We start from the raw sequence: 15,766 nt of genomic DNA on the forward strand, positions 1-15,766 counted from the left end.
GCGGCGAGCTACGACGCGCAATTGCGCATCTGAGAATCCATCAAGCCGTAGACCCTGAGAGAAACTACTGCCCCTGGGCCCTTTGATCGAAGGCGCTCAGCACGGCGAGCGTCATCGCGGTGACACCGGTCTGGATGGTCGGTTTCGGCACCGGGGCAAATTGCGGCGAGTGGTTGCCGGGAAGTGGCGGAGCGCTGCCGTTACGCGCGGCGGCGACGCGGTCGGGCTCATAAACGCCGATGTTGAAGAACATCGAAGGCACGCCGGCGTTGACATATTCCGAATAGTCTTCGCTGGTCGTGTTCGCAGGGCTGACGTTGAACTTGTCGCCGAAGGCCGCTTTCAGCACCCGCTCGGCCTGGCCGACGACAGCAGCATCGTTCACAACCGCCTTGGTACCCTCGTCGAGATGGATTTCGGGCGCCGGCGCATCCGCCATCGCCGCCACCGCCTTCGCCGTCCGCTCGATCCCGGCTAGCATCCTCGCGCGCACCTGCGGCTTGAAGCTGCGGATCGTGCCGATCACCCTGGCCTCGTCGGGAATGATGTTGCCGGCGGTGCCGGCATGGATCGCGCCGATGGTAACAAGGCCGAATTCGGTCGGGTCCTTCTCGCGGCTGATCACGCTCTGCACGTCGACGACGAAGCGGGATGCCATCATCACGGGATCGATGGTCGCCTGCGGTATCGCGCCATGGCCACCGCGGCCGACAAATTTGATAAAGAGCCCGTCGACATTCGACGATCCGACCCCGACCCTGTAGGTCACGGAGCCGTAGGCTCCACTGCCGTCGTGCAGGGCAAATCCCGCATCGGGCTTCGGAAAGCGGGTGAACAGGCCATCGGCGATCATCGCTCTTGCGCCCGCGACCTCTTCCTCGGCGGGCTGCGCAATGAACATCAGCGTACCGTGCCACTGGTCCTTGATGCCGACCAGGGTTTTCGCCGTGCCGACCCAGCTCGCCATGTGGATGTCATGGCCGCAGCTATGGGCGACGAACGTCTCGCGGCCCTGCCAGATCTGCTTGTCACGGCTGGCATAGGGCAGGCCGGTCTTCTCCTCCATCGGCAGCGCATCGAGCTCGGTACGAACCATGATGGTGGGACCGTCGCCGTTCCTGTAGAGGGCAACAAGGCCGGTCTTGCCGACGTGCTCGGTGACCTCAAAACCAATCGCACGCATCTCGGCGGCCAGTTTCGCCGCGGTCTTCTCCTCCTGGAAAGCAATCTCGGGATGGGCGTGGATGTCCTTGTAGAGCGCGTCGAGCTTCGGATACTGGCTCTCGAAGGAAGTCTCGATGGTTTGCTTCAATTTGGCGACGTCGAGCTCCGCATGGGCAGGCGGCGAGAGCAGGCCGCACAACGCCACGGAAGCGAGCAGAGGCCTTACGAACCGCGTCATCCGATCCTCCAGTCGTTCAAGCGCCCTTCACCTAGCACATCTCGTCGTATCTTGCCGCAATGGAAAATGGAAGAACGGTACCGGCGCATCGCGGCGGAGCGGGGCCGGTCGCAAGGCGTCGGACGCGCCTCATCGCACCAATCCGCCCTTCGCCCCAACCAAGCCAAAACCTGTGAGGAGCCCCGACATTGCAGGCACAATGACAGTGGATGGCGGCATGATTCGCATCGACCGGCCCATGCCCTGGGTCGCCAGATCGTAATCACCAGACAATTCGGCCTGTTGAATATCCGCTCATCGCGCGATCTCGCCGACTATCACTTCATCAGCATCACCGACGACTATGATACGGATCTGACCACCGACGACGTCAATCTCTGCGGCAACAAGGGCACCGAGCCGATCACGCTTCAGACCTTCACCAGCGAGGAGGCGGACAAGCTCGCAAACGAGCTCGGCCGCATCCTTAAGCTGCCGGCGCGCGACTATGTCGGCTCCGAGCCGGATGAGAGCTGATCAAGGCCTGGTTGCGACCCGCTCCGGAAATTGTCATCCTCGTGGCCGAACAGCGCGATGGAAGGCCATGACCTCTGTGAATAATCCCATTCCCGCGCTTCTGCCGCGCGGCAAGGGCCACCAGTTTCTCTTGTACGGCGACTCCTGTTCGGGCGTGCCCGGTGCCTTGCACGAAAGGACCTTCGCTTCGGTCAATGCAGTCGTGCAGCGCCTGAAGCCGCAGCCTGATTTCATTCTCTTTCCGGGCGATGAGATCATCGGACTCACGCCGGACCCGGACGCTCTGCGTGCGCAGTGGCGTTACTGGCTGGACACGGAAATGGCGTGGCTCGACCGTGCGGCTATTCCGATCTGGCACACCACCGGCAACCACACGACCTACGACGCGATGAGCGAGGCGGTGTTTCGCGCAGTGCTGGACCTGCCGGACAATGGGCCGCCCGACCAAGCCGGACTCTCTTACTACGTACGGCGCGGCGACCTTCTGATGGTGTTCGTCAACACGCTCTGGAGCGGCCTTGGAGGTGAGGGCCATGTCGAGCTGGCCTGGCTGGAAGCGACGCTCAGAGACCACGGTGATGCCCGACATAAGCTCGTCCTGGGCCATCATCCGGTGTTTTCCATCAACGGCTTTACCGGGACGTATCAGCGCGAGATCGGCCACGAATACGGCCGCCCGTTTTGGGACATTCTAGTGAAGGAGAATGTGCTGGCTTATCTGTGCAGCCACATCCTGGCGTTCGATGTCCAGGCGCATCGTGGTGTCCTGCAGATTTGCACGGCGGGCGCAGGGACGGCGCACAGGATGCCCGAGGGCGTCGAGTATCTGCATTGCGTTCAGGCCGCGCTCGACGAGGAAGGCCTGCGCTATCAGGTGCTCGATATCGATGGCGTCGTCAGGGAGAGGCTGCAATGGCCGCTGCCCGATCCCGCCGGGTGGAGAGAGTTGCGGCTCGGAGATGTCGAAGCACCGTTCAAAGGACAAGTGAAGAGCGGACGCCGGATCGAGCTGAGGCTTGCGGGGCAAAGCGCTGCAGCCGACGTCGCAACGGCTCAGACGATTTTCACGGCTTTCGAACCTGGTTCGATCGCCCCGTTCTGGCTGGGGCTTCGGGGACCGCGGCAAACCCTGACGGCCATCGTGGGTGGTCAGCCAGGGCGAAGCCCGACCTATTGGTTCGGACCTGATCTTCCGCCGGGCGAGGGTTTCGATATCTACGCCACGATCTACCCTGATATGGGCCCCGGCGGTCTCTTGTACCGCCGGCACGACTGCACGCGCTGGTCGTCCTTCACCTCCGCGACGGCGCGGGGGCTGGAACAGCTGTCGTGGCCCCGGCATTGGGCAATCGGCCACGGACAGGGCGGCCGCGAAGACCGTCCCTTCAGAGGTGCGGCGTTGAGTGTGCTCATCACGCCAGAGGGGTGCTGATGACGGCGCGCCGAAGTGCGGCGACATCCGTCATGTCAGCTCAAAATATCCTTCTGCATCTTGCCGCCGTAGAAATGGAAGAACGGCACCGGTGCGTCGTGGCGGAGCGGACCGGTGGCAAGGCGGGTGTGGAGCTCGTTGAGCACGTTGCGCGTCATCGGGTGCAGATCGGCGAGCGGCTTCGAGCCGAGCTCGACCCAGACCAATTCGACCAGCTCGGCATCGGCATGGATCACGCCTTCGACGCGATGGGTGATCGCGGAAGCATCGGCGGTGAAGAAGCGCGTGTCGAAGCGCTTGACGCGGCCGGGCGGAGTGATCGCGCGCGCGATCAGGAACAGGCCGGAGGGATCAGGCAACAGGCCCGCATCCGCGAACGGCTTCCAGGGACCCTCGAGCTTTGCCAACTTTCCTTCCGCCTTGCGGCCGAGGCAAAGACCGGTCTCCTCGCAAGCTTCGCGGATCGCGGCAATCGCCAGCGACTTCGCGCGCGAGGCCGGTGTCTTCGGGCTGCCCTTGGCGAGATTGGCCTCCAACTCCGCGGTGATGGGCGCCGCACACGGCACGCGATGATCGGCCTTGTCGACTCGGCCGCCGGGAAAGACGAATTTTCCCGGCATGAACACCACCTTGTCATGGCGCTTGCCGACCAGCACTTTCGGCACGGCGCCGCTGCGATCGACCAGGATCAGCGTCGCCGCATCCCTCGGGCGGAAATAGGGATGGTGGTCGGCTTCCTTCTCCTCGTGAACCCTGGCCTTCTCCGCAATTTGCGCAATATCCGTCATGTCCTCACCCGAACTGTTCTTGCTTATTTTGCTTACACTGGCGGAATACCATCCGGAGGGTTCTCGTCAAACCCGTGCATGCGCAGAGCCCATTGCAAGCCGACCACAGCTCCCTTGACGGGCTGCAACAGCGCGAGCGAGGCGACGAAGGTGAAGGGTAGATAGGCAGCGAAGCTGAGCCAGACCGGCGTCGAATAATTGGTCTCGATCCAGAGGATGGCCGGCACCACGATGTGACCGACGATGACGATGACGAGATAGGCGGGCAGATCGTCGGCGCGATGCGGCGTGAAATCGAGACCGCATTTGGCGCAATCGTCGGCAGTCTTCAGGAAGGCGCGGAACAACTTGCCCTCGCCGCAGCGCGGACAGCGGCCGCGAAAGCCGCGCTTCATGGCCGCCCACACGTCGCGCTTCTCGACGAGACCGCTCTCGCGCGTCCAGATTTTTGGGGCCGTGCTCGTGGTCACCATGCCTTGCCCTTCTTGCCTCTTCCCTTGTTCTTTCCTTTGGCGTTCCTCTCCTTGCCGGACTTCTGCTTCTCCGGCTTGCGTTTTTGCTCTGGGCTGCGTCCGGGACGAGCCTTTGATGATTTGCGCTGCGGACGGAACGGCCGGCGCTCGCGTGGGCCGCCCTCGCTCTGTGACGACAGCAGCTCGAAGCGCAACGCGCCGGCGATTGGGGCTGCTTCGACCAAGCGGACGTCGACTACATCACCGAGCTGGTACATGGTGCCGCTGCGCGTGCCGACCAGCGCGTGACGGCTCTCGTCATAGTTGAAATATTCCGTGCCGAGGGATCGGATCGGGATCAATCCGTCGGCGCCGGTCTCGCTGAGCTTCACGAACAGGCCGGCGCGGGTGACGCCGGAGACGCGGCCCTGGAAACTGGCGCCGATGCGGTCGGCGAGGTGATGGGCGATCAGGCGATCCACGGTCTCGCGCTCCGCCTTCATCGCCCGCCGCTCGGTCAGCGAAATATGCGCGGCGACTTCGCCGAGACTTTCCGGCGTCTCGCTGTCGGGCAGGGCGCCTTCGCCGAGGCCGAGCGCGCGGACCAGGGCGCGGTGCACGACGAGATCGGCATAGCGGCGGATCGGCGAGGTGAAATGCGCATAGCGGCGCAGGTTCAGGCCGAAATGACCGTAGTTCTCCGCGGAATATTCCGCCTGCGCCTGGGCCCGCAGCACCACCTCGCTGACCAGCGGGTAATAGTCGTGGCCTTCGAGCTGGGCCAGCACGCGGTTGAACATCGTCGGACGCAGCGCGCCCGATTTGGCGAAGGGGACGTCCAGCGTATCCAGGAACTCCGCGAGCGCGTGGACCTTCTCCAAGGTCGGCTCGTCATGCACGCGGTAGATCAGCGGCAGCGATTTCTTCTCCAGCATCTCGGCCGCGGCGACATTGGCGAGGATCATGAACTCCTCGATCAGCTTGTGCGCATCGAGCCTTTCGGGGATGACGACGCGGTCGACCGTGCCGTCGCTCTTCAGGAGAATCTTGCGCTCGGGCAGGTCGAGATTGAGCGGATCGCGCTCGTCGCGGGCGCGCTTGACGCAAGCATAGGCGGCGTAGAGCGGCTTCAGGATCGGATCGAGCAGCGGGCCGGTGGTGTCATCGGGCCGACCCTCGATCGCAGCCTGCGCCTGCGCGTAGTGCAGCTTCGCCGCCGAATGCATCAGGATGCGGTGGAAGCTGTGCGAGCGTTTCCGCCCGTCCGGGCCGATCACCATCCGCACCGCGAGCGCGCCGCGCGGCTCGCCCGGCACCAGCGAGCAGAGATTGTTGGAGATGCGCTCGGGCAACATCGGCACGACGCGGTCGGGAAAGTAGACCGAGTTGCCGCGGTCGAGCGCGTCCCGGTCGAGCGCGGTGCCCGGGCGGACGTAGAAGCTGACATCGGCAATGGCGACGTTGACGATGAAGCCGCCCTTGTTGTTGGGATCGTCATCGGCCTGCGCATGCACCGCGTCGTCGTGATCCTTCGCATCCGGCGGATCGATGGTCACGAGCGGGACGTCGCGCCAGTCCTCGCGTCCCTTCAGATTGGCGGGCTCCGCGGCTTCCGCATCGCGCATCGCGGCGGAGGAGAATTGCAGCGGGATGTCGTGGGCGTAGATCGCGATCAGGCTGATCGCCTTCTCGGATTTGACCGAGCCGAGCTTCTCTTTCACGCGACCTGAGGCGAGGCCAAAGCCGCGCGAGCGGACGATGTCGACGCTGACGAGGTCGCCGTCCTGCGCGCCCTGGGTGTCGGTCTTCGCGATGTTCAGCTCGCGGTCGGCGAACTTTTTGTCGACGGGGACGAGCCGCCCGCCGCCTTCGGGAAGGCTGCGGAACACGCCGAGGATGCGGCTCTTGGCCTTGTCGATGACCTTGATGATGCGGCCGCGATAGGCGGGGCCTTCTGTCTCGTCGGTGCGCTCGACGCGTAGCAGTGCGCGGTCGCCGACGCCGGCGGCGGTGCCTGGCTTGGGCCGGCGCGGCATTTCGATGAGGATCTTTGGCGGCTCGCCGCTCTCGACCTCGTCCCATTCGGCGGGGGAGGCGATCAGCTCGCCGTCGCTGTCACGGCCGGTGATGTCGGCGAGCAGGATGGGCGGCAGCGCGTCCGGCTCCGAGACCTTGTGGCGCTTCTTCTTGATTATGCCGTCGTCGGCGAGCTCGCGCAGCATGCGCCTGAGCTCGGCGCGATCGGCGTTCTTCAGGCCGAACTCGCGCGCAATTTCGCGAGTGCCGACCTTTCCTGGATTTGCCTTGATGAAGGCGACGATGGCGTTCCGATCGGGAAAGCCATGGTCATTCTTGCGTTTCACTTAACCTCTAATTCTTGCCGGCACTCTTCTTGGCCGGAGCCTTGCTGGCGGTTGCCTTGGTCGGCGACGTCTTTGCCGTCGACGACACGGCGGCGCGCGCCTTGCTGGTGGATTCGGTTTTCGATTTGGCCGCGGCTTTCTTCGCGGCCGGTTTCTTCGGCTTTGGCGCGGCGTCCTCGCTGTTCGCAGCCTTCTCCGCAGCTTTCTCCGCAGCTTTCTTGGCCTTGGCAGGCTTGGCTGCCTTCGTTGCCTTGGTCTTGCCGCCGCCCTTGGCCGCGCGCTCGTCGATCAGCGCGATCGCCTGCGGCAGCGTGATCGCGTCCTTCTCGATCTCGCTCGGGATCGTCGCGTTGACGCCACCGGCGGTGACGTAGGGTCCATAGCGCCCGCTCTTCACGGTTATGGTGCCGAGCGAGGGATGATCACCGAGCGCCTTGCCGGGATCGGCGCCGAAGCGGCGGCTCGGGCCCTTGGCGGCTTTTTCCGCGATCAGCGTCACCGCGCGGTTGAGGCCGATGTCGAAGACCTCGTCGCCGGCTTCGAGACTCGCATAGGTCTTGTCGTGCTTCACGAACGGCCCGAAGCGGCCGAGCCCGGCGGTGATCGGCAGACCCGTCTCCGGATGCTTGCCGATCTCGCGCGGCAGCGACAACAGCTTCAGCGCGAGCTCGAGGTCGACATCGCTGGGCGAGGTGCCCTTCGGAATGCCTGCGCGCTTCGGCTTTTCGCCTTCCTCGTAATCCTTCTGCTCGCCGAGCTGGATGTAGGGGCCGAACCGGCCCGCCTTGAGCCAGACATCCCGACCGGTGTCGGGGTCCTGGCCCAGCGAGCGGTCGGCGGCAGCCTCGCCATCGGCGGCGAGCTGGCGGGTGTAGCGGCATTCCGGATAGTTCGAGCAGCCGACGAAGGCACCGAACTTGCCGGCCTTGAGGTTCAGCCGGCCGGTGCCGCAGTTCGGGCACTGCCTGACATCGCCGCCATCGGCGCGGGGCGGATAGATGTGCGGCCCCAGCATCTCGTCGAGAACGTCGAGCACCTGCGCGACGCGCAGATCCTTGATGTCGTCGACGGCGCCGATGAAGTCGCGCCAGAAATCCTTCAGCACCTGCTGCCAGGAGATCTCGTTGTTGGAGATACGGTCGAGCTGTTCTTCGAGCGCGGCGGTGAAGTCGTATTCGACGTAGCGGCTGAAGAAGCTCTCCAGGAACGCGATCACGACGCGGCCCTTGTCCTCGCCATGCAGGCGCTTCTTCTCCAGCTTCACGTAGCCGCGGTCCTTCAGGACCTGGAGGATCGAGGCATAGGTCGAGGGCCGGCCGATGCCGAGCTCTTCCATGCGCTTGACCAGGGAAGCCTCGGAGAAGCGCGGCGGCGGCTCGGTGAAGTGCTGGGTGACGGAGAGGCTCTGCCGTTTCACGGCCTCGCCCTGGCTCATCGCGGGCAGGCGGCGTGCATCCTCGTCCTCCTCGTCGTCGCGGCCTTCCTGGTAGAGCGCGAGGAAGCCGTCGAACTTCACGACCTGGCCGGTGGCGCGCAGCTCCAGCGTCCGGCCGCCGGCCTTCGCCGTGATGTCCACCGTGGTGCGCTCGAGCTCGGCCGATTCCATCTGGCTCGCGATGGTGCGCTTCCAGATCAGCTCATAAAGCTTCGCCTGATCGGCATCGAGCTTGCGGCTCATGCTGTCGGGGCGGCGCGAGAGATCGGTCGGGCGGATCGCCTCGTGCGCTTCCTGGGCGTTCTTGGCCTTGGCCTGGTACTGGCGCGGCGCATCCGGCACATAGGCGTTGCCGTAATCCTCGCCGATCACCTTGCGGGCCTGGGTGATCGCCTCGGGCGCGATCTGCACGCCGTCGGTACGCATATAAGTAATGAGTCCGGTGGTCTCGCCGCCGATGTCGATGCCCTCATAGAGGCGCTGGGCGATGCGCATGGTGTGCGCCGGCGCAAAACCGTATTTGCGGCTGGCCTCCTGCTGCAGCGTCGAGGTGGTGAAGGGCGCCTGCGGATTGCGCCGGGCGGGTTTTGCATCGACCGCCGTGACGGCGTAGGTCGCCAGCTCAAGCGCCTTCTTGAAATCCTCGGCTTCCGCGCCGGTGCCGATGTCGAGGCGCTGGATCTTCTTGCCGTCGGCGCCGACGAGGCGGGCCTCGAAGGCTTCGCCGCGCGGCGTGAGCAGGGTCGCGATCAGCGACCAATATTCCCGCGGCACGAACTTCTCGATCTCGAGCTCGCGGTCGCAGACGAGGCGTAGCGCCACCGACTGCACGCGCCCGGCCGAGCGGGCGCCGGGCAGCTTGCGCCACAGCACCGGGGAGAGGGTGAAGCCGACCAGATAGTCGAGGGCGCGGCGCGCCATATAGGCGTCGACCAGCGCGCCGTCGATCTGGCGCGGATGCTTCATCGCGTCCGAGACCGCCTGCTTGGTGATGGCGTTGAACACCACCCGCTCGATCTTCTGATCCTTCAGCGCGCGCTTTTCCTTCATCACCTCCAGCACGTGCCAGGAGATGGCCTCGCCCTCGCGATCAGGGTCGGTGGCGAGAATCAGGCGGTCAGCACCCTTCAGCGACTTGGCGATCTCGTTGAGCCGGCCGGCCGCCTTGGGGTCGACCTCCCAGATCATCTTGAAATTGGCGTCGGGGTCGACGGAACCGTTCTTCGCCGGGAGATCGCGGACATGGCCGAACGAGGCCAGAACCTCATAGGACGAGCCCAAATATTTGTTGATCGTCTTGGCTTTCGCCGGCGACTCCACAATGACGATATTCATTTAGTTCCAGTGTCTTACGGGAAAATCTGGGGCCGAAAACGAAAGGACTCGGGTCGGCCGTTTCGACCCGAACATGGGTGGTGAGCCGGCCCCTGTCAAATCGGGGGCTGTTGAAACCCGCTGGAGTGGGCAAAATTTCATATCGAGAAAGTTGCAAAATACCACCTTGGAGTTGCGGTGCATGTCGACGTAATGTTTCCGCGGGGCATGGATTCGGGTGGGGTCTGGTGACTAGGCCAGGAAAGAAACGGGCGCGCACCGGATCAGGCGCGCGGGTGGGCTCGCGTCACGAGGAACCGGGAGAGGGCGGGGCAGATGAGGCGGTCGCCTTCATCGCCGAGCAGGTGGCTGTCTTGCGCAAGCTCGCCGAGCGCCACAAGCTCGATGTGCTGCATCATCTCCTGGGGATGACGCAACTCGAGGCCGATGAGCATCTGCGGCTGCGGACCAAGCGCAAGCTGTCGTGAGCAGTCCGGCCAATATCGCCCTGTCATCCTTGTGCGCGAGTGGCGCGATGCCAGGCATCGCGCCGGAAGCCTCGAAGAATGAACGGCCGAGGTGCCAGCCGGGCCGTCACCCTTCGAGGCTCGCCGAAGGGGCGAGCGCCTCAGTGTGACGGTGACCGATAAGAGTACGCTGAAGCAATCCAGACGGTCTCGGCGGAAAGACTGGATTGCTTCGCTGCGCTCGCAATGACGGTGTCGTGGCAGCGCACCGTCATCCCACTGACCGCCGGCGCAGTGCCGGCCGCGGTTTCACCATCGTGTCCGCCGGGCTGAGCAGGCGGCCGTCCTCGGCGCGCATTTCGAGCTTCTTCACCGGGCGGCCCTTCTCGCGATCGACCAGGATCGTCGCGATCTCTTCGGGGTGGTCGTCGAACTCCTCGCTCCATTGCCGGAGCGCGACCAGGATCGGGAAGGTGCCGCGTCCCTTCGGCGTCAGCACATACTCTTGATATGCGCTGCCGTCGGAGGCGGGGGCGGTTGCCAGGATGCCGTGATCGACCAGCGCGCGCAGCCGGGCCGACAAAATGTTCTTGGCCATGCCGAGCTTGCTCTGGAATTCGCCGAAGCGGCGCAGGCCGAACAGCGCTTCGCGGATGATCAAGAGCGACCACCAGTCGCCGAGCGCGTCCAGCGAGCGCGCGATCGGGCAGGCATCGCTCTCGAAGCTCGTTCGTTTCACCATCGTCCTCTGTCCTGTCGCGTTCGCACGGCGCCAGCGCCGATCACGCGCTTGTGTGGTTGCATCATAGAACCGAATGGCCTAGATGGCAACTTAGTTGCATCATGCAACTACTGGAGGCGAGCGTGAGACTGAAGGACAAGACGGCCCTGATCACCGGCGGCAATAGCGGCATCGGGCTGGCGACGGCAAAACTGTTCGTGGCGGAGGGCGCCAAGGTGGTGATCACCGGGCGCAACAAGGAGACGCTGGCGGCGGCCGCAAAGGAGCTCGGGCCGAACGCGCTCGCGCTGCCGGCCGACGCCACGGACATCGGGGCGACGGAAGCCGCGATCAAGCAGGGTGCGGAAAAGTTCGGCAAGTTCGACATCGTGTTCGCCAATGCCGGCATCGCCGGCGGCACGCCGCTCGGTTCGGCCACGCTCGAGGTCTTCGAGAAGGTGATCAGCACCAATCTGACCGGCGTGTTCTTCACCGTGCAGTCCGCGTTGCCTTACATCAACGACAATGCCTCGATCATCCTCAACGGCTCCGTGATCTCCGTGCTCGGCATTCCCGGTTACTCCGCTTACGGCGCAGCGAAGGCGGGCGTGCGGGCGATGGCGAGGATCATGGCCTCGGAGCTGTCGCCGCGCGGCATCCGCGTCAATGTCGTGGCGCCCGGCGCGATCCGCACGCCGATCTGGGGGCCCGCGACCGCGACGCCCGAAGCCGAGAAAGCGTTCGAGACGCGGATTGCGCTATCGACGCCGCTGGGCCGCATCGGTGAAACGGACCATGTTGCGAAGACGGTGCTGTTCCTCGCCTCCGATGATTCCGCGCACGTGCAGGGGCAGGAAATCTTCGTCGACGGCGGCGCAGTGGCGTCCCCGAGCGGCGCGCCGATCTACCGCGGCTGAACAAGTCGAGTGCAAATTGAATCGGCCGGCACGACCAGGTTGGTTGCGCCGGCCGGTTCCCGCATCTTGGAAGACGTATTTCCTGAACCTTTGCGTGAGGCGTTGAACCTTCATCCAGACCGCGAAGACACTTTTACGGGCAAGGGGGCAGAAGACTCATTTTTAAGGGAGTCGGTTATGGCGAAGGCAGCCCGCATTTTTTCATCGATTTCATCACCGCGCGTTTTCACCGAAAGATCCGCCATTCCGGCCAAGCGTTCCGACACGGCCGAGTTCGTCGCCATCGCGTTGTTCTCCGGGATCGGCCTGCTCGTTTCCCTCCTTGCCGTGATCCTGGGCATGCAGGGCGTCTGGTTTTAGCGTCTCAGATCGTGCAGCCGTCAGCCGCCGCGCAATCCGGCGGCGGCTGATTTCAGCACGGCGTCAGGCCGCGTGCAGGCTGGTGGCTGCCTGAAGCGCGCCGGCGAGCGCCTTCTCGCGATGATCCGGTCCGACCTGGATGCCGTCGGCGATGATGAACTCGGCATTGTGGATGCCCATGAAGCCGAATACGCCTCGCAGATAGCTTTCGAGGTGCTCCAGGGCTGCAGCGGGCGAGCCCGCGCCATAATAGCCGCCGCGCGAGATCGCGACGATCACGCGCTTGCCACCGGCAAGGCCCTCCGGCCCGGCCGCGCCGTATTTAAAAGTCTTCCCCGCAACCAGAATGCGGTCGATCCAGGCCTTGAGCTGGCTCGGAATCGTGAAGTTGTACATCGGCGCACCGATGACGACGATTTCGGCGGCCAGGAACTCTTCCAGCGCCGCCGCGCTTGCGGCAAGGTCCGGTCCGAGTTCCGCCGGCGCCGGGGCGCCCTGCGCGGCCGCGAGATGCGAGCCGGAGAGATGGGCAAGCGGCGTCTGGGTCAGGTCGCGATAGACGACGTCAAGCGAGGGCGTCGCCTGCCGGAACCGGTCGACGATGGCGGCGGAAACCTGCCGGCTGACGGAGTGGGGGCCGAGTACGCTGGAGTCGATATGGAGCAGTTTCATTTGGGGTCACCCTGGTATAGGTTTGTAACCAGCGCTACATGAGTGACTGTTGAAATCCCCGCAAGAACGCACTTTTTTGAGCCATGAGCACATTATTGAAACCTGAGAACACCGATTTGCCTGCCTCGCCGAGGCTGGTTCCAGGTCCGGATCAAAGGCCGGATCAAAGGCCAGACCCCAACCATGCAGACTGTCGCGGGGTCGCTTCCGTGCTGTCCCGCGTTGGCGACAAATGGAGCGTGTTCGTCATCATGATGCTGAGCGACGGGCCAAAGCGCTTCAATGAGCTCAAGCGCATGATCAACGGCATCTCGCAGCGCATGCTGACCCTGACGCTGCGTGGCCTCGAGCGCGACGGCCTCGTCACGCGCACGATCTTCCCGACCATACCCCCGCGCGTGGATTATGAGCTGACCGATCTCGGCCACGGCCTCCAGCAGCCGGTGAAGGCGCTCGGAGAATGGGCGATCGCGCATCAGGAGCAGATCGCGGCAGCACGAGCGCGCTTCGACGAGCGCAACGACGGGTGAAGCGGAGAATCAAGGGGGTAAGCACTCTGCTCAAGCGCTCTGCTCATGCTGCGAGGTCGATTTTTCCCTCCCTCCAGGGGAGGTAAGGTACGAGCCCTCCATGATCGGCTGCACCGCATTGATGATGTCGGCGGCTTCCGTGACGAGCGTTGCGCCCTGCTTGATCAGGTCGTTGGTGCCGGCGGCGCGCGGATCGAGCGGCGAGCCCGGCACCGCGAACACCTCGCGGCCCTGTTCGGCCGCCATGCGCGCGGTGATCAGCGAGCCCGAGCGGTGGGCCGCTTCCACCACGACGACGCCGAGCGAAGCGCCCGAGATCAGGCGGTTACGGCGGGGGAAGTCGCGGGCGCGCGGCTCGTGGCCGAGCGGCATTTCGGAGATCGCGGCGCCCGCGTGATCCAGGATCGCGGCGAGCAGGTCGCCGTGCTCGGGCGGGTAGATGCAGTCATGGCCGCCGGCGAGCACTGCGATCGTACCGCTCTCGATGCTGGTTCGGTGCGCAGCCTGGTCGACGCCGCGCGCCAGCCCCGAGATGACGACAAAGCCGGCTTCGCCGAGCGCACGCGCGAGCTGGCCGGCGAATTTCAAGCCGGCACCAGACGCATTGCGCGAGCCGACGATCGCGATCATCGGCCTCATCAAGCTTTTTGTGTCGCCGCGCACGGCAAGCAGCGGCGGCGCATCATCGAGTGTTGCGAGCCGCGCCGGATAGCCGTCCTCGCCGGGCGCAAGCCAGGCGATGCCGAATTTGCGGCTGGCGGCGAGCTCGGCCTTCGCGTCGTCCGCGCTGCAGATGCGCCCCGATCGCTGCGCACCGCCACGGCGTGCCAGATCGGGCAAACGCTCCAGAGCGGCGCGCGGGCTGCCGAAATGATCGACCAGCGAGCGGAAGGTGCGCGGCCCGACGTTGTCGGAGCGGATCAGCCGCAGGCGATCGATCCGCTCAGCCTCGGTCAGCTCCACGCTTCTGTTGATGGCGTCCACGGTGTCTCCTTGCAGGGACAGCATGAAACAACCTGAGGGCGTTGCGCAACAGGGACGTGCGCTTGCGCGGCTTGGTCGCGATGCTAAAAGCGGTGGCAATAAGAAGGGTTTTGCCATGATCTCACTTGCCGACCTCCAGCGCCGCATCGAAGCGGGGGAGCTTTCGCCCGAGGCCGCCATCGCGCAATCGCATGCCGCGATCGAGGCAAAGGAGAAGGACGTCCAGGCCTTCGTCCGTCATGACAAGTCGGCGAGCGCGCAAAGCACCGGGCCGCTGCGCGGCATCGCGGTCGGCATCAAGGACATCATCGACACCGCTGATATGCCGACCGAGATGGGCTCGGAGATCTATCGCGGCTGGCGGCCGCGCGCTGACGCACCTGTCGTGATGATGCTGAAGCGGGCAGGGGCCACCATCATCGGCAAGACCACCACGACCGCGTTCGCCTCGCGCGATCCGACCCCGACGCGCAATCCGCACAATCTGGCTCATTCGCCAGGCGGCTCGTCCTCGGGCTCGGCGGCGGCCGTCGGCGCCGGCATGATCCCGCTGGCGCTGGGCACCCAGACCGGCGGCTCGGTGATCCGGCCCGCCGCCTATTGCGGGACGGCCGCGATCAAGCCGTCGTTCCGGATGCTGCCGACGGTCGGCGTGAAGTGCTATTCATGGGCGCTCGATACGGTCGGCCTGTTCGGCGCCCGGGCAGAGGATCTTGCGCGCGGGCTCTTGGCGATGACCGCGCGCCGCGAATTCTCGGGCATCACTCCGGCGAAGTCGCCGCGCATCGGCGTGGTCAGGCAGGAGTTTGCGGGCGCCGTCGAGGCGGCGGCCGAGGAGGGGCTGCAAGCTGCGATCAAGGCGGCGATGCGCGCCGGTGCCAGCGTGCAGACCATCGATCTGCCCGAGGCCATCAAGGAGGCCTGGCGCATCCACCCGATCATCCAGGACTTTGAGGCGCATCGCGCACTCGCCTGGGAGTTTTCAGAGCGTCACGACGAGATCGCGCCGATGCTGCGCGCCAGTCTCGATGCGACCGTCGGGCTGACGCCGAAGGAATATGACGAGGCGCGCCGCATCAGCCGTCGCGGCCGCCGCGAACTCGGCGAATTGTTCGAGGGCGTCGACGTGCTCCTGACCTATTCGGCGCCGGGCACCGCGCCGGCCAAGGAGCTCGCCAGCACCGGCGACCCCCGCTACAACCGGCTCTGGACGCTGATGGGCAATCCTTGCGTCAACGTACCGGTGCTGAAGGCCGGGGGCCTGCCGATCGGCGTGCAGGTGATCGCGCGCTTCGGCAATGATCCGCTCGCACTCGCGGTGGCCTGGTTCCTGGAGGAGGCGCTGGCGAAATCAGGCTAGCGCCGGACGAGTCGCGGCGGGTGAGGGTTATGGTCTCACTGAATGCTGCGGCC

Annotated in this window: 14 protein-coding genes and 1 pseudogene; 7 read left to right on the forward strand and 8 right to left on the reverse strand. The window is 65.0% G+C overall.

The features are described 5' to 3' along the window. Positions 1–64: 64 nt before the first annotated feature. Positions 65–1,402, reverse strand: a complete 1,338-nt coding sequence (locus P6U27_RS15540; RefSeq protein WP_122402868.1) for an amidohydrolase — start codon at positions 1,400–1,402, stop codon at positions 65–67. Between the two features lie 282 nt (positions 1,403–1,684). Here P6U27_RS15540 and P6U27_RS15545 point away from each other — a divergent pair, with 282 nt between their 5' ends. Continuing rightward, complete coding sequence (locus P6U27_RS15545; RefSeq protein ID WP_244607980.1) at positions 1,685–1,918, forward strand: hypothetical protein; 234 nt, start codon at positions 1,685–1,687, stop codon at positions 1,916–1,918. Between the two features lie 67 nt (positions 1,919–1,985). Continuing rightward, positions 1,986–3,350, forward strand: a complete 1,365-nt coding sequence (locus P6U27_RS15550) for a metallophosphoesterase (RefSeq protein ID WP_122402869.1) — start codon at positions 1,986–1,988, stop codon at positions 3,348–3,350. Between the two features lie 35 nt (positions 3,351–3,385). On the opposite strand, the gene P6U27_RS15555 is transcribed toward P6U27_RS15550, so the two are convergent. The 4 genes from P6U27_RS15555 to topA are packed head-to-tail and all read right to left on the reverse strand — an operon-like array spanning position 3,386 to position 9,723. Then, positions 3,386–4,138 carry an NUDIX domain-containing protein gene (locus tag P6U27_RS15555; protein WP_122402870.1) on the reverse strand — a complete coding sequence of 251 codons (753 nt, stop codon included), beginning with the start codon at positions 4,136–4,138 and terminating at the stop codon, positions 3,386–3,388. Positions 4,139–4,170: 32 nt separating this feature from the next. Further along, the gene (locus tag P6U27_RS15560) at positions 4,171–4,611 is read right to left on the reverse strand and encodes a DUF983 domain-containing protein (protein ID WP_122402871.1); all 441 of its coding nucleotides are present in this window, start codon (positions 4,609–4,611) and stop codon (positions 4,171–4,173) included. Then, positions 4,605–6,953: a ribonuclease R gene (gene rnr / locus P6U27_RS15565; RefSeq protein WP_407194274.1), complete on the reverse strand. Its 2,349-nt coding sequence runs from the start codon at positions 6,951–6,953 to the stop codon at positions 4,605–4,607. Before rnr ends, P6U27_RS15560 begins: the two co-directional genes overlap by 7 nt. 7 nt (positions 6,954–6,960) lie before the next feature. Next, entirely contained in the window at positions 6,961–9,723 is a 2,763-nt protein-coding gene (gene topA / locus P6U27_RS15570) for a type I DNA topoisomerase (protein WP_122402873.1), read from the reverse strand. Positions 9,724–9,950: 227 nt separating this feature from the next. Between topA and P6U27_RS15575 the strand changes: the two genes are divergently transcribed. Continuing rightward, on the forward strand, positions 9,951–10,190 hold the full coding sequence (locus tag P6U27_RS15575; RefSeq protein WP_122402874.1) for a hypothetical protein: 240 nt from the start codon (positions 9,951–9,953) through the stop codon (positions 10,188–10,190). A gap of 250 nt (positions 10,191–10,440) precedes the next feature. On the opposite strand, the gene P6U27_RS15580 is transcribed toward P6U27_RS15575, so the two are convergent. Next, positions 10,441–10,911: a helix-turn-helix domain-containing protein gene (locus P6U27_RS15580; RefSeq protein WP_122402875.1), complete on the reverse strand. Its 471-nt coding sequence runs from the start codon at positions 10,909–10,911 to the stop codon at positions 10,441–10,443. Positions 10,912–11,033: 122 nt separating this feature from the next. Between P6U27_RS15580 and P6U27_RS15585 the strand changes: the two genes are divergently transcribed. Together P6U27_RS15585 and P6U27_RS15590 are read left to right on the forward strand one after the other, a co-directional pair. Continuing rightward, positions 11,034–11,807, forward strand: coding sequence for an SDR family oxidoreductase (locus tag P6U27_RS15585; RefSeq protein WP_162500241.1), 774 nt, complete (start codon positions 11,034–11,036; stop codon positions 11,805–11,807). 177 nt (positions 11,808–11,984) lie between these two features. After that, positions 11,985–12,167 carry a hypothetical protein gene (locus P6U27_RS15590; protein WP_122402877.1) on the forward strand — a complete coding sequence of 61 codons (183 nt, stop codon included), beginning with the start codon at positions 11,985–11,987 and terminating at the stop codon, positions 12,165–12,167. Positions 12,168–12,230: 63 nt separating this feature from the next. Here P6U27_RS15590 and P6U27_RS15595 read toward each other — a convergent pair whose 3' ends face one another. Next, positions 12,231–12,839, reverse strand: a complete 609-nt coding sequence (locus P6U27_RS15595) for an FMN-dependent NADH-azoreductase (RefSeq protein ID WP_122402878.1) — start codon at positions 12,837–12,839, stop codon at positions 12,231–12,233. A gap of 83 nt (positions 12,840–12,922) precedes the next feature. On the opposite strand from P6U27_RS15595, the gene P6U27_RS15600 reads away from it, so the two are divergent. After that, on the forward strand, positions 12,923–13,369 hold the full coding sequence (locus P6U27_RS15600) for a helix-turn-helix domain-containing protein (RefSeq protein WP_122402879.1): 447 nt from the start codon (positions 12,923–12,925) through the stop codon (positions 13,367–13,369). Between the two features lie 96 nt (positions 13,370–13,465). Here the strand turns inward: P6U27_RS15600 and dprA are convergent. Then, positions 13,466–14,377 (reverse strand): annotated as a pseudogene (gene dprA / locus P6U27_RS15605) (DNA-processing protein DprA); the annotation flags it as partial. Between the two features lie 91 nt (positions 14,378–14,468). Here dprA and P6U27_RS15610 point away from each other — a divergent pair. Beyond that, a complete protein-coding gene (locus tag P6U27_RS15610; RefSeq protein WP_122402880.1) occupies positions 14,469–15,713 on the forward strand; it encodes an amidase in 1,245 nt (414 codons plus the stop codon). Positions 15,714–15,766 lie beyond the last annotated feature (53 nt).

The sequence above is a fragment of the Bradyrhizobium sp. STM 3566 genome, assembly GCF_045571445.1.
Lineage (GTDB): Bacteria > Pseudomonadota > Alphaproteobacteria > Rhizobiales > Xanthobacteraceae > Bradyrhizobium > Bradyrhizobium vignae.